At 29.4% G+C, this 14,410-nt stretch carries 16 protein-coding genes; 15 read left to right on the top strand and 1 reads right to left on the bottom strand.

Annotated elements, in window-relative coordinates; genetic code table 11:
- A partial coding sequence (locus JOD14_RS07120; protein ID WP_204654150.1) for a transposase occupies window positions 1-515 on the bottom strand: 515 nt, incomplete at its 3' end.
- 113 nt (window positions 516-628) lie between these two features.
- Here JOD14_RS07120 and JOD14_RS07115 point away from each other — a divergent pair.
- From JOD14_RS07115 to JOD14_RS13385, 15 genes are all read left to right on the top strand, one after another.
- Window positions 629-1,519 carry a sugar-transfer associated ATP-grasp domain-containing protein gene (locus tag JOD14_RS07115; protein ID WP_204654147.1) on the top strand — a complete coding sequence of 297 codons (891 nt, stop codon included), beginning with the start codon at window positions 629-631 and terminating at the stop codon, window positions 1,517-1,519.
- Between the two features lie 33 nt (window positions 1,520-1,552).
- Window positions 1,553-2,470: an ATP-grasp fold amidoligase family protein gene (locus JOD14_RS07110; protein WP_204654146.1), complete on the top strand. Its 918-nt coding sequence runs from the start codon at window positions 1,553-1,555 to the stop codon at window positions 2,468-2,470.
- Between the two features lie 90 nt (window positions 2,471-2,560).
- Complete coding sequence (locus JOD14_RS07105) at window positions 2,561-3,598, top strand: glycosyltransferase (RefSeq protein ID WP_204654145.1); 1,038 nt, start codon at window positions 2,561-2,563, stop codon at window positions 3,596-3,598.
- The gene (locus JOD14_RS13540) at window positions 3,591-4,682 is read left to right on the top strand and encodes a glycosyltransferase (RefSeq protein WP_204654144.1); all 1,092 of its coding nucleotides are present in this window, start codon (window positions 3,591-3,593) and stop codon (window positions 4,680-4,682) included. Before JOD14_RS07105 ends, JOD14_RS13540 begins: the two co-directional genes overlap by 8 nt.
- Before the next feature lie 22 nt (window positions 4,683-4,704).
- Window positions 4,705-5,355, top strand: coding sequence for a DUF1919 domain-containing protein (locus JOD14_RS07095; RefSeq protein ID WP_204654143.1), 651 nt, complete (start codon window positions 4,705-4,707; stop codon window positions 5,353-5,355).
- A 91-nt stretch (window positions 5,356-5,446) separates the two neighbouring features.
- On the top strand, window positions 5,447-5,959 hold the full coding sequence (locus JOD14_RS07090; RefSeq protein WP_204654142.1) for a transposase: 513 nt from the start codon (window positions 5,447-5,449) through the stop codon (window positions 5,957-5,959).
- On the top strand, window positions 5,956-6,375 hold the full coding sequence (locus tag JOD14_RS13535; protein WP_204654141.1) for a COG3415 family protein: 420 nt from the start codon (window positions 5,956-5,958) through the stop codon (window positions 6,373-6,375). Before JOD14_RS07090 ends, JOD14_RS13535 begins: the two co-directional genes overlap by 4 nt.
- The gene (locus JOD14_RS07080) at window positions 6,311-7,000 is read left to right on the top strand and encodes an IS3 family transposase (RefSeq protein ID WP_338031678.1); all 690 of its coding nucleotides are present in this window, start codon (window positions 6,311-6,313) and stop codon (window positions 6,998-7,000) included. Before JOD14_RS13535 ends, JOD14_RS07080 begins: the two co-directional genes overlap by 65 nt.
- Window positions 7,001-7,118: 118 nt before the next feature.
- The gene (locus JOD14_RS07075; protein ID WP_239576127.1) at window positions 7,119-7,427 is read left to right on the top strand and encodes a transposase; all 309 of its coding nucleotides are present in this window, start codon (window positions 7,119-7,121) and stop codon (window positions 7,425-7,427) included.
- Window positions 7,428-7,631: 204 nt separating this feature from the next.
- On the top strand, window positions 7,632-9,176 hold the full coding sequence (locus JOD14_RS07070; protein WP_204654139.1) for a lipopolysaccharide biosynthesis protein: 1,545 nt from the start codon (window positions 7,632-7,634) through the stop codon (window positions 9,174-9,176).
- A gap of 6 nt (window positions 9,177-9,182) precedes the next feature.
- The gene (locus JOD14_RS07065) at window positions 9,183-10,403 is read left to right on the top strand and encodes a hypothetical protein (protein ID WP_204654138.1); all 1,221 of its coding nucleotides are present in this window, start codon (window positions 9,183-9,185) and stop codon (window positions 10,401-10,403) included.
- Window position 10,404: 1 nt separating this feature from the next.
- Window positions 10,405-11,478 carry a glycosyltransferase gene (locus JOD14_RS07060; RefSeq protein WP_204654137.1) on the top strand — a complete coding sequence of 358 codons (1,074 nt, stop codon included), beginning with the start codon at window positions 10,405-10,407 and terminating at the stop codon, window positions 11,476-11,478.
- A gap of 339 nt (window positions 11,479-11,817) precedes the next feature.
- Complete coding sequence (locus JOD14_RS07055) at window positions 11,818-12,984, top strand: nucleotide sugar dehydrogenase (protein ID WP_204654136.1); 1,167 nt, start codon at window positions 11,818-11,820, stop codon at window positions 12,982-12,984.
- Complete coding sequence (locus JOD14_RS13220; protein WP_239576126.1) at window positions 12,984-13,535, top strand: serine acetyltransferase; 552 nt, start codon at window positions 12,984-12,986, stop codon at window positions 13,533-13,535. The genes JOD14_RS07055 and JOD14_RS13220 overlap by 1 nt, the downstream gene beginning before the upstream one ends.
- Before the next feature lie 65 nt (window positions 13,536-13,600).
- The gene (locus JOD14_RS13385; protein WP_275581288.1) at window positions 13,601-14,128 is read left to right on the top strand and encodes an acyltransferase; all 528 of its coding nucleotides are present in this window, start codon (window positions 13,601-13,603) and stop codon (window positions 14,126-14,128) included.
- Window positions 14,129-14,410: the final 282 nt, after the last annotated feature.

Raw genomic sequence — 14,410 nt, 5'->3', positions numbered from 1 at the left:
GCTTGATAATGGATAGAAAACCATTGGACTTCTTCTGAGGTGAAATCTGTCTCATCACTATACAAAACGAGGTGTTCCGCTATTTTTTTTAATTTCTGGCTTGTTTTCAATCGAATGATAAATTTCGTATTGGTTTGTTCACACAGTTCATAAATTTCTGGTTTAGCGAAACCACTATCCCCACGAACCAAACATTCCATTTCTTGAGTAGCGAACGAATACAAAATAGGCGCAAGAAACATTTCTGAATCTCTTGAAGTATAGTGATTTCCAGGTCGTAACTGAGCACCTAATAAAGCGCCTGTTTGTTGTTCGAAAGCAAGAAGGGGGTGATAGCCATTGGTTTTGTAATGTCCGTTATAATCGCTATCTTCCTGCTTACCAAACGTATCCGAATGGGTAGAGTCAATATCTACAATGACTTGTCTTTGATTGGTTTCAGTTAAAAGTAATTCACTTAAACGAGTCATTAATTGATGAACGTAGTGATTGTCTTGTTCCTCTTTTTGATTAATAAAACGCGAAAGAGTTGGTTGAGAAGCGGTGAGTTCAAAACCTGAGAAAACAAAGGATCTTGTTTTAAACTATCCGCCGCTGAATCGTTGGAAAAGAAGTTATTGGAAGAGTTGTGATTGTTCATGATGCAGAGCTAATAAAAAATACTTTAGGAATAATTAATGTGTTAGCTTTTCCATATTATTTATTCCATGGATATGTTGAAAAAAAACTTAATAATCAACTAGTAGTTGCTGCGGATGAAGATAAAATTTTTTTGCCATTAAAATTTGGGGATGATACTGTAATAATTTTATTTAAATCTATCAATAATCAGTTATATTTAGATGATTTACAAAATATTTCGATTGCTGAAACAGAATCAATAGCAAATGAACACGACAATTTAGTTCTTAAGGTTGGGTTAGGAGGTTTATCTAGTGGAAAAGATGTTAAATTTTTTGACAATTATAAACGTAATTTTTCTATTCACGCTATTCATGAGAGTGGAATAAAGGATTTCTTAATTCAACCAGTAATTAAGCAGTCGAAGACAATGAATCTATTTAGTCAGTCTAGCATTAATACTTTACGTTTTACTACATATAGGGCTAAAACTGGTGAAACAATAATCTTAGGAGCAATTGTTCGGTTTGGTAAAAAGGGTAGTAAATACGATAATGCTCATAAAGGCGGAAAATTTATAACGATTGATAAAAACGGAATTACTTCTAATCAGGCCAGAGATGAATTTGGAAATAACTATACAGAGGAGCAGTTAAATACTAGATTTTCATCTCTAGAGACTCCTAACTGGAGTGAAATTACTTCATTTATAAAAAAGAGTCATAAAAAATTACCTTATCATAGAATAGTTGCGTGGGATGTGACTATTAATCAAAATAACATTCCAAAGATTGTTGAAATAAACTTGCGAGAGCCTAGCTTGTGGTTACATGAATTTGATCAAGGAACGGCTTTCGGAGAATACACAAATGAAGTATTAGAGTTGATAAAAAAATAGTAAATAGGTGGCTAAAATGATGGGAGATAAGATATGAAAATTGTTAATATATTTAATAAAATCATGACTAAGCCAGAAAAGTTATATTATATTCCAGCTAGATTAGGGTTAATGGATTGGATGAGTGATGAACGTTATCTTAAATTCGCGTATAAAAAAATATATAAACGAAATTTAAATTTAGATAATCCAAAGTACTATTCAGAGCAAATAGCATGGCTGAAATTAAATTATCGAAATGAACTTGCCAGAAAAGCTTCAAATAAATGGGAAGTACGTGATTTTGTTAAGGAAAAGATAGGAGAGGAATATCTGATTTCTGACTATGGCTATTGGGAATCTCCTTCAGATATAGAATTTAATGAATTACCTAATTCATTTGTTCTTAAGCCAGTTGCAGGGACAGGTGATGTTATTTTGGTTAGAGATAAAGCGATAATTGATGAAAAAAAAATTGTGAAATCACTAGAAAAAAGTATGAAGAATGATTTCTCACATCTAACTAAAGAGTGGGTATACTATGAGCAAAAACAAGGTATTCTAGCAGAAAAACTCTTAGATTTCGAAGGGGGAAAGTATCCCAATGATTATAAATTTTTTTGTTTTTATGGAAAACCAGAGTTTTTATATGTAGCAAGTGAACGAGAAAAAGATGTTAAGTTTTCTTTTTTTGATTTGGATTGGAATTTGTTACCTGTATATAATGGACATGTCTGGGATGAAACATTAAAAAAACCAAAAACATTTGATGAAATGCTTGAAGTCGCTAGAAAGCTGTCGGAACCATTTCCTATGGTGAGAGTTGACTTGTATGAATATGAAGGAGAAGTGAAATTTGGAGAGTTAACCTTTTATCATTTTGGAGGAAATACTCCTTTTAAACCAGATGAGTGGGACTTATACTTTGGGAAATATTTCTCTTTAAGTAAAACAAAGAAATACTTAACATAAAATAATTCGGAAGTGAGTGAATTAAATATATTGAAAGTACTAATAATCAACACTAATCCATTTACTTATCATGGAATGACATCCGTAATTATGAATTATTATAGAAATTCTATAAATGATAATATTTCTTATTCATTTGTCGGAGATAAAAAAATAGCTGAAGGTATAAAAAAAGAGTTTGATGCAAGGGAAGCTAAATACTATATAGCGAAAAATCGAAAAAAAAATTTTTTAAACTATATTTATATGTTAATTCGTCTTTCAAAAAAAGAAAAATATGATATTGTTCACGTTCATGGAAATAGTGCAACAATGCTTATTGATATATTCCCGTTTATTTTTTCGAAAACTAAAATAATTATACACGTGCATAATACAAAAAACGATTATCCGTTATTTAATAAGATTTTTAAACTTTTTTTATCAAGTTTAGTTGATGCTAGATTATCTGCCTCTTCTTGTGCAGGAGAGAAATTATATGGCCCACTCGATTTTACGGTAATTAAGAATGGAATTTCAATTGATAATTTTGAATTTAATGCAATTATTAGAGATCAATACAGGCGGGAGTTTAATATTTCTAATTCTGATATAGTTTACATTAATGTAGGGGCTTTAAGTGAACAAAAGAACCAAGAAATATTACTAGAATCATTTAAAGAACTAGAAATAAGAAATAACGGTGTTTCAAGATATTTATTAATTGTAGGTGATGGGAATAAAAGAGAGCATTTATTAGAACTCAAAGACAATCTAGGTTTAAAAAATGTTCTTTTTTTAGGTATAAGAGATGATGTAAGCCAATTATTAAATGTAGCTGATTTTCTAGTGATGCCATCAAAATGGGAAGCATTTCCTGTAATTAGTATAGAAGCTCAAGCAAACGGGGTAAGGCAAATTGTATCTCAAGCGTTTACGAAAGAAACAGATTTATTAGGAAACTCTATTTTTGTAAAAGATTATTCAACTAAAGAATGGAGTAATGCTATGCTAGGGGCACAAGCAACGACAGATAGGCATGAGGCTTTTAAACTAGTGAAAGAAAAAGGATACTCTATTAAGGATTGTGTTAAAGAACTTGAAAATATTTACTTGAAAGCTTTTGAAGGGAAATTGAAAAGTGATTAATTTAAACGATGATAAGAAGATTGCTTTTGTATCGCATGATTTAACTCCAGGAGGAGCTGAACGAGTAATCACAGTATTAGCTAACGAGTTTTCAAAGCATGGTTATGTTGTGAAAATGATAATAATGTCAGATAATCCAACATATAGTTTTTCTTTAGATGAATCTATAGAATTAATTGTCCCTCAAAAAATATGGAGTAAATTTAAACTTATTAAGAAAATCCAACAGATATTTTATCTCAGAAAGAAATTTAAAGATAAAAAAATTGAGAAAATTATTTCTTTTATCACAGAACCTAATATCACGTCAATAATTGCAAATATAGGATTAAGATCTAAACTTATAGTATCAGAAAGAAATAATCCTTATTTAGATCCTACAAGTAGGATATGGAGAATATTAAGAGATACTATATATAATTTTCCTAGTGCAGATGGATATGTATTTCAAACCCAAGATGCAAAAATGTATTTTTCAAAAAAAATTCAACATAAATCAACCATTATACATAACCCTCTAAATCCAATGTTGCCTGCAAGAAAAAAAAGTGTTAATAAGATTGTTTCGATTGGAAGATTAGTTGAACAAAAAAATCATGCTTTACTTATTAAAGCTTTTGCCAAAGTAATTGATCTTTTTCCTAATACTGAACTACACATTTATGGAAATGGTCCCCTAAAACTTGAACTAGAAAATTTAGCCCGAAAATTAAATGTATATGAAAAAGTATTTATTAATAACGCAATACCAGATGTGTTAAGTAAAGTTTCAGATGCTAAGTTATTTGTTTTATCGTCCAACTATGAAGGGATGCCCAATGTTTTAATTGAAATGATGGCAATTGGCATACCCGTAATAGCTACGGATTGTCCAATAGGAGGGCCTAGAGAGATCATAGAAGATGGAATTAATGGTTTATTGGTACCAGTAAATGATACGACAGAGCTATCAAAAAAAATTATTCAGATTATTGATGATAAAGAATTTGCTAAAGAATTAACTAAAGAATCAATAAAGGTAAGAGAAAAATTAAATGTTAAAAGAATATGCTATCAATGGGAAAGTTTTATTGATCGCATATAGTGGTTAGTGTGAGGAGAATTAAATGGGATTTAGGAACTATATAGAGATAATAAGATTAAAATTCAGAAGAATATATATTTTATTTTTTAAGAATCAAAGACGTAAACTTTTGATAAATACTGATTTCACAATCATTTCTAATAACTGTTGGGGAGGGACCGTTTATCAGTCATATAATTTACCATATAATTCTATGACCATAGGTTTATTTATCATGAGCAAGGACTATATTAAGTTTTTATCAGATTTAGAAAAATATCTTAATATGGATTTAGTATTTATTAAAATTGAAAATTCAAAGTACTTTATTTCGGGCGAGTTAAGCAAATCAACTAATTATCCTATTGGATTATTAGAAGACGTCGAAATTCATTTTTTACACTATGATAATGAAATAGAAGCTAAAGAAAAATGGGATAAGAGGAAAAAAAGAGTTAATTTAAATAATTTGATTATTAAGTATAATAATCAAAATGGATTTGAGGAAAGTGATCTTGAAGAGTTTGATAAACTAAGTTATAAAAATAAGCTATTTTTTACTAATGATAATAATATATTACCTAAATATGGATATTTTATTAAATCATCAGGTGAAAGTATTAGAGCCAGTTATGAACCAATTATAGGGACAAAGATAATGAATTTGACATACTATTTAAATTTACTTAAGTAAAAATATATTAATAGGTACTAGCCCCCTATGTTAGGATAGATGTCGTATAGAAAAATAAGTTATAATAAAAACTATACGGGGGATGATTACCATGACAAATAAAAAGAACGATCGTTATACAGATGAATTTAAAGCCACGACCATTCAACGAATGATGCCCCCTAAAAATGAAGGTGTGCGACAATTAAGTGAAGAATTAGGCGTTCCTGAAGCAACACTTTATTCTTGGCGTAAAAAAGCGCGGATGCAAGGGAAAGCGACACCAGGAGGGAAAAAGCATACTGAAAAATGGTCAAGTGAAGATAAGTTCTTAATCGTCATGGAAACCTTCCCCATGAATCAAGCAGAATTAGCAGCCTATTGCCGGAAAAAAGGCTTATTTAAAGAGCAAATTGAGGCATGGAAAAAAACTTGTCTTTCGGCGAACACCCAAGAAGAAAACCGCACGAAGGCTCTTTCTATCGAGTTAAAAGAAGAAAAGAAACAAGCGCGACAATTAGAAAAAGAGCTACGAAAAAAAGAAAAAGCTTTAGCAGAAGCCGCGGCTCTCTTATTATTAAGAAAAAAAGCACAAGCGATCTGGGGGGACCTCGAGGAAGAATGATTCCTACCTCAGACCGCAGACAAGCAGTCGCGCTCATTCAAGAAGCCAATCGCAATGGCGCGCGTTTAGCCAGAGCTTGCGAAGAATTAAACCTCAGTGTGCGGACGTACGAACGATGGACGGCAGAAGGACAAGTAAAAGAAGACCAACGACCTTTGGCGGAACGCCCTACGCCGAAAAATAAGTTGACGAAAGAAGAACGCGCAGAGACTTTACGAGTGGTTTCAAAAAAAGAATTTATGAATTTACCACCGAGTCAAATTGTTCCGAAATTAGCTGATCAAGCCATTTACATTGCGTCCGAATCAAGCATCTATCGTGTGTTGCGAGAAGAAAAAATGCAAAACCATCGTGGGCGAAGTCAAGCGCCACAAAAAATGGTTGGCTCCGAGCCACTTAGCGAGTCGCCCGAATGAAGTTTGGACCTGGGATATCACTTGGTTAAAAGGGCCGGTAAAAGGACTGTTTTACCGATTGTATTTAATCATCGATTTATTTAGCCGGAAAATGGTCGGTTGGGAAATTTGGGAAACAGAAGAAGCGCGGTATGCCGAACAATTGATTCAGCAAACGGTTATAAAAGAACAAATTCAAGGGCAACCACTAGTTTTACATTCGGATAATGGTAGCCCAATGAAAGCGGCAACGTTCCAAGTATTATTAGAAAAATTAGGTATTCAAAGTTCCTATTCAAGGCCACGAGTGAGCAATGATAATCCCTATTCTGAAGCGGTTTTTCGTACGTTAAAATATCGACCGGAATACCCGGATCATGGTTTTAAAACACTGGATGATGCACGAGAATGGACACATACGTTTGTGGATTGGTACAACCACGCTCATCTTCACAGTGGGATTAAATTTGTCTCACCTGCTGAGTGCCATGAAGGCCGACATATCGCTATTTTAGAGAAACGGAAACAGGTCTATGAATGTGCGAAAAAACGACACCCTGAGCGTTGGTCAAAAGGCATTCGTAATTGGTCGCCTCATCAATCGGTGGCTTTGAATCCTTTAAAAGAAAGAGAAAAACAAAATTAAGCATCTCTTTCAGATGCCACCAGAAAAAACCCAGATAACCCTCGTCATCGAATAGGGGAAAAAGCTTTTCTTGCCCTATTCGATGACGAGGCTTACCGACTGTAAGGAGGTTTTTCTTTTGAATGAATTGAAAGAAAGATACGACAACTATATTGACAAATACCGCGATATGTACCAAGCAAGATGGCAAATGGAATTGTTTTTCAAACACATTAAACAAAATTTGACCATCAAACAACTGTACTCACAAAGTGAACAAGGAGCGATTAATCAAGTGATTCTGACCTTGATTGCGACGTTGCTTACGTATTTATTCAAGATGGAATGGAACACGGCTGCCACCCTCTTTCAGTTGAAAAGGGCCTTTCACTATCTAAGATTTGAGCCTGCGAATCAGTGGTTCGACCAATTTCGTTCGAGTAGTTGATTATTTCAACGGCGTTGTTGCTTTAGTTGAATAATGGATAAAAATTTCTGGAAAAAGGTCGTCCTCTGCGCCAGCACTTGTTTTTAAAAAAATTTGAGGAATTATTATTTTTAGATAATTCTGTTAATTATAAAATGTTTTCTGTGCACCACTAGTGAGTTAAACTATAAAAATTAGTTTTTTAAAAGAAAAAAGAGGGACTAAATGAATAATAGAATAAAAGCAACAGCTATCAACTCATCTGTTTCTACAATAATATATTTATTTAAAATGATACTGCAATTTATAATTCGAACAGTATTTATTTATAAGTTAGGAAAAGAGTATCTTGGATTAAATGGGTTATTTACAAGTATTTTATCAATGTTATCTCTAGCTGAGTTGGGCATTGGAAATGCAATAGTTTATTCATTATATTCTCCATTGGCAAGACAAGAGTATGATAAAGTTAATTCATTAATGAGATTATACAAAAAAATATATTTAGGTGTAGCTGGTGTAGTAGCGATAATCGGTATAGGGTTACTTCCTTTTTTGAATATTATTATTGGAACAGAGACGAAAGTAGAAAAAGTACACCTGATTTTTATTTTATTTTTACTAAATTCGGTTTGTTCATATATGTTTACGTATAATAGAAGTTTATTAAATGCAGATCAAAAAAACTACATACCTATTTTAAATGATTTCTACTTTCAGGTTGGATTAACTATAATTCAAATAGTTACACTGTATTTCACTAATAGTTATATTTTATTTTTAATTTTTCAGATATTAGCAACATTGTTTGGCAATATCAGACTTTCAAAAAAGGTAAATAAAAGCTATAAATTTCTAAATAATAATAATGTAGTGGGACTGTCAGATAAAACTAAAGAAGAACTAAAGAAAAATACTTTAGGCAATATTGCTACTAGAATATCTTCGGTAATAGTTGTAAGTTCGGATAATATTTTAATTAGTTCATTTGTAAGTTTATCTTCATTAGGAATATATTCCAATTATTCTTTAATAACTACAAATATAGTTAACTTAGTAACACAAATTGTTTCTTCAGTAACTTCTAGCATAGGAAATTTAGGAATTGAAAATAATTATAAAAAAACGTATGAGATATTTAAAAAGCACAATTTCATTAACTTTACTTTTACTTATTTTGCATCTACTCTATTATTAGCTATAATACAACCCTTTATTAATTTATGGGCAGGAGAATCATTTTTATTAAGTAATACAATTGTTTTATTGATTATTATTAAATTAGCTATTGATATGTATAGAAAATCTGCCTTAGTTTTTTTATCTGCACTAGGTTTATCATGGTATGTTAGGTGGAAAGCGATAGCTGAAATTATAGTTAATATATCTGTTTCGGTATACTTATTAATATATATGAAACTAGGGTTAGTAGGGGTACTACTATCTAATATTATATCATCTTTAACGGTAGTATTATGGTGGGAGTTACATGTTGTATTTAAATATGGATTTAATAAAAAAATTAGATATTATATATATACAATCTTGAATCATTTTTTATCATTTTTTTTATCGATTTTTATAATTAGTTTGTTTCAGAGGTTTTATTTTAGAGTTGATTTAATAGGATTTATGATAAATTTAATAGTGGGATTATTTATATCATTATTAATTTATTTAATATTTTATTATAAAAAGAGAGAATTTAAATTTGTTATAAATTATGTTAGTAATATAATTAGAATGATATTTTTCAGATTAAGAAGGTAGGTAATTATGGAAAACATTTCAAAAAAAAGTCCCAAAATATTAGCGTTATTTTTAATTGGATCGATATTAATTTTACCATTTAACATCAGAAATTTAATAAATCCATTATTAGGAGATTATAATATTATTTGGTTGATAGGGCTTGTATATGCATATCTGAATAAAAAAAAAATAGGAATTACTTTTTCAATAAAAAAAAATTTATTTATTTTCTTTTTAATTGTAATTAGTATAATTTTGATAATTATTTCGGGTAATTCAAATGATTTTTTACAAAATATTCGGTTGATACTAATGATGATAGTTCCAACGATGTTATTTCTATTTGAATTTCATGATTATGAACAATTTAAAATGTTTTATTCAACAGTATTAAAAATACTTAATTTATCTATATATGTAATAGTATTTTTTGGATTAATTGATATGATATCATCTAGTTTTTTTTCCGCCTTTTTCACTAATCTATATGATTCGGAGTCGTTATCTACAATGTTAGCGAGTAGAAGAATGGTTTCTTATTTGGGACACTCTCTTTACTCAGCTGAAGTATTGCTAATTTTTACAATTTTGAATTATACATTTTCTTTAATACATAGGACTTCAAAAAATAAAATGTTATTTATTTTTTTTATTTCAATCATAGGTACTGCACTAACAGGCAGTAAGATGGGGGTGGTGTTACAGTTAGTTTTTTTTATAGTTATAAATTTAAAACCATCTAATCTACCTACTTTTGTTTTTGGTACACTTACATTATTTATAATATCTCTAACAGGGATATTTTCTAGAACAATCGAAAGATTAACAGAAGGGATTAAACAAGGAGATCTTTCTACAGGTAGAAATTATTATTTGAAGATACTAAGAGATACTAATCAATTAAATTTTAAATTTTTCACTTCATTGGGTGTAACGTTACCGGATTATAGATTTACTATAGCGTTAGAATATCCAATATATTTATTTTTTTATTACTATGGAATAATATTTACTATAGTTTTTTTCTCCCTTTTATTTTTATATCCAATTATTAAAGCTTTTTTCATAAGTAATAGAAAAATAAAGTTTGATGTTCTATTTATGCTAATTTTATTAATTGTTCAGGTTAATTCATATAATGGTTTAGGTACAGGTAGAGATTTTATTTTACTTTATGTTACTGTTGTTTTCATTATCATAAATACAATTAATAATTTGAAAAATATGATGATTGGAGAAAAATAATATGAGAGTTCTTTTTGTAAACGACAATATGAGTTTAGGTGGGGTTCAATCAGTTAATCAAACTCTTCAAAATAAATTGAAGCAAAATATAAAGTGTGAATATTTTGTTTATAGTAATCGTAAAGCGTACTTTAAACCGAAAACAAAAATAAATATTGCAAAAATTAGTATTATTAGCAGAATATTGCGGAAATTTAAGCATGGCGATAGGGTAGTTCAAGATGCAAATTATCTAATCGATTTTCTAAAAGAAAGTGAATTTGACGTAGTCGTTCTACAAGCTGAAAAAATTTTATTAGCTCCTTTTATTAGCAAGGAATTCCCAAATATAAAATTAGTTGGTTGGGCCCATAGCTCAGCTGATGCGTACTACAATCAATATTTTGTAAGAAAAATAGAAAATTTTAGAGAATCTTTAAGAACGTTAGATCAGTTAATATGTTTAACAAAAGAGGATAGTGGGATATTTAGTAAAGATATAGCACATTGTACTATTATACCAAACCCTATAAATATTAAAAATGCGGAATCATCAAGTTTAAAGTCAAAAAAAATTTCGTTTACTGGTAGATTATTAGTAGAAACAAAAGGAATCGATATATTGATAAAATTAGCTGATTTAATACCGAACGAATGGACAATTGAAGTTGCTGGAGATGGTAATCGTAAAGAAAATAAAAAAATTAGAAATCTTTTGAAAAAAATAGATAACCATGGAAAAATAAAATTTGTAGGACGAATTGAAGGAGATAAATTAAGGGACCATTACAAAGAGTCATCTATATTTATATCTACTTCTAGGATTGAAGGATTTGGAGTAGTTATTCTTGAAGCTATGGAATATGGACTTCCTATAGTATCTACTCCAACTTCAGGCTCTAAGGAAATCTTAAATAATGGTGAATTTGGGTTTATAACTAGTGATTTTACAGAAAAAGAAATAGCCGATAAACTATTTATGTTAATCAATAACTATAATTTAAGAAAAGAATATCAAGAAAAATCTTTAAAACGTGTATTAGAATATGATGTAAATAGAATATCAAAATTATGGATATCTGAAGTATTTAGTTAGTTTAGTCTGCAAGACATATCTTTTATATGATATTCTTGAGCACTTTTTACAATAATCGTTCATAGACGCATGCTAAAAAAGTAAAAAATATAATTATTTATCTACGTCACTAGAACTATACTTATGGGCTAGAAATCATTTCGCCAATCTTTTTCAGCATTGTCTAATTGATATTAATTATTTAAGAAGTTTTTTTATATGAAACAAACCTATCGAATCAGCGTACTAAGTAATTATAAAAATAATTCAGAATTACTAACTATGACAGTTAAAAATAATATATGATAAATAAAGACAAAGAACATATCTTATTAAAATAATGGAAGAAGATGTTATATTATGAAAATAACAGTTGCAGGTACAGGATATGTAGGATTATCTAATGCTACATTATTAGCTCAAACAAATGAAGTTATTGCACTTGATATTATTCAAGAAAAAGTAGATATGATTAATAATCGTCAATCGCCAATCAAAGATGATAAGATTGAAGAGTATTTTTCTAGTAAAGAGTTAAACTTAAAGGCAACAACTGACAACTATCAAGCTTTTAAAGATGCTGAGTTCGTTATTATTTCAACACCAACCAACTATGATTCAGAACTAAACTATTTTAATACACGAACCGTTGAAGCGGTAATCGCTAATGTTTTATCGATTAACCCAGAGGCAATCATGATAATTAAATCGACGGTTCCAGTTGGTTATACCGAAAAAGTGAAAGAAATGTTTGATACTGATAATATTATTTTTTCACCAGAGTTTTTACGTGAAGGTAAAGCTTTATATGATAATTTATATCCTTCTAGAATAGTTGTTGGTGAACAGTCTGAAAGAGCAGAAGTTTTTGCAAATTTATTAGCAGAAGGTGCAGAAAAAGAAAATATTGATATTCTTTTTACAAATTCAACCGAAGCTGAAGCAATCAAGCTTTTTGCGAATACTTATTTAGCAATGCGTGTTGCGTATATTAATGAATTAGATTCTTATGCTGAAATTAGAGGTTTAGATAGCAAACAAATTATCGAAGGTATTGGTTTAGATCCTAGAATTGGCACGCACTACAACAATCCTTCATTTGGGTATGGTGGCTACTGCTTACCTAAAGATACGAAACAATTATTAGTCAACTATGCAGATGTACCGCAAAATATTATGTCGGCAATTGTCGATGCCAATCGTACTCGTAAAGATCACGTAGCAGATATGATTATTAAAAAGAATCCAAAAGTGGTTGGTATTTATCGTTTAACAATGAAAGCTGACTCTGATAACTTCCGACAATCCGCTATTCAAGGAATCATGAAACGGATTAAAGCAAAAGGAATCGAGGTTGTTGTTTTTGAACCAGCTTTAGACGCGGAAGATTTTTATAATTCAAAAGTAATTAAAGATTTTGATGAATTTAAAGAAATTTCGGATGTGATTGTTTCGAATCGATTTGAAGTAGAGTTAAAAGATGTGTCCGATAAAGTTTATACAAGAGATATTTTTGGAGAAAATTAATGGATACTAAAGTAAATGAATATATACAATCTGATTACCTAAGATACAAAAATGACTCTAGTAAATTGAAAATAGTGAAAGAAATTTTTCAAAATAAAGCTTTTAGATACTCAGTGATAATAAGATTAGGTAATAGTTATCTTGCTAAAGAAAAAAACTCAGCTATTTTTTTATTGAAGATAGTTAAAAAAATATTGTTTTTTAACAGTACTATAGAAATACCTTTTGGTGTTATCATTGGAAAAGGCTTGTATATGGGACATTTCTCAGGAATTACTATAAATCCCAAAGTTATATTAGGTAATAATATAAATATTCATAAAGGAGTAACTATAGGTCAAGAAAATAGAGGTATACGAAAGGGAACACCAGTCATTGGAAATAAAGTTTGGATAGGGGTTAATTCCACTATTGTAGGAAATATAAAGATAGGTAATAATGTTTTAATATCTCCGAATAGCTTTGTTAATTTTGATATACCATCTAATTCTATAGTTGTAGGAAATAAAATTATACATTCTAAAAATGCAACAGATTATTATATATCATGAGATTTATAGTTTTCGTTATTTAGAATATATTAATTATTAATCGGGATAGTTAAAGGATGATTAATTTGAATAAGATAATTCAAAAAATACGTAGATTAATTTGTAATGGTGAAAATGTAAGGGTAGGAAAAAAAAACGGTCTGATAATAGGAGAAAATTGTGATATATCAAATGATGTAATATTTGGATCTGAGCCGTATTTAATAGAAATTGGCAATAATGTAAGACTAACTAGAGGTGTTAATTTTGTAACTCATGATGGAAGTTTACACGTAATTAGAAACCTATGTCCTGAATATAAGAATATCGATAAATTTGGTAAAATAAAAATTGGGAATAATGTTAATATCGGATGGAATACTACAATAATGCCAGGAGTTACAATTGGAGATAATGTAGTTGTTGGTCTAGGGGCAATTGTGACTAAAGATATACCAAGTAATGTAGTTGTTGCAGGTGTACCAGCAAAAGTTATTTGTACTCTATCAGAATATATTGAAAAAAACAAAAAAAACTTTTTATATACAAAAAACATGAATTTTGAAGAAAAAAAATCATATTTAATAAAAAATATGGAAGAAGATGTTGTTTGAGATTGTTTATAAGTAAATATTTGAGTAACAATGAAATTGTATTAAATATAATTAGGACTAGTTTAATGGTTATTATAATCGTTAATAAATGGACTCTTGTAATGTAAAAAATAGAATTTAGCAACAATTAACACTATTGATTCTTTAAAATCTCAATTTAATGTTTTTTACTAACGAATAATGATTAATAGTTTAGTTATTTAAATACAATGATTATTAAGGTGAAGAAATAAAAAAAAGTATTTTGTTAATTCATATACGCAGATGTATCATAAAATAGTT

This window comes from Enterococcus lemanii (assembly GCF_016909125.1).
Classification (GTDB): Bacteria; Bacillota; Bacilli; order Lactobacillales; family Enterococcaceae; genus Enterococcus_I; species Enterococcus_I lemanii.
This window is presented reverse-complemented; position numbering and strand designations above follow the sequence as displayed.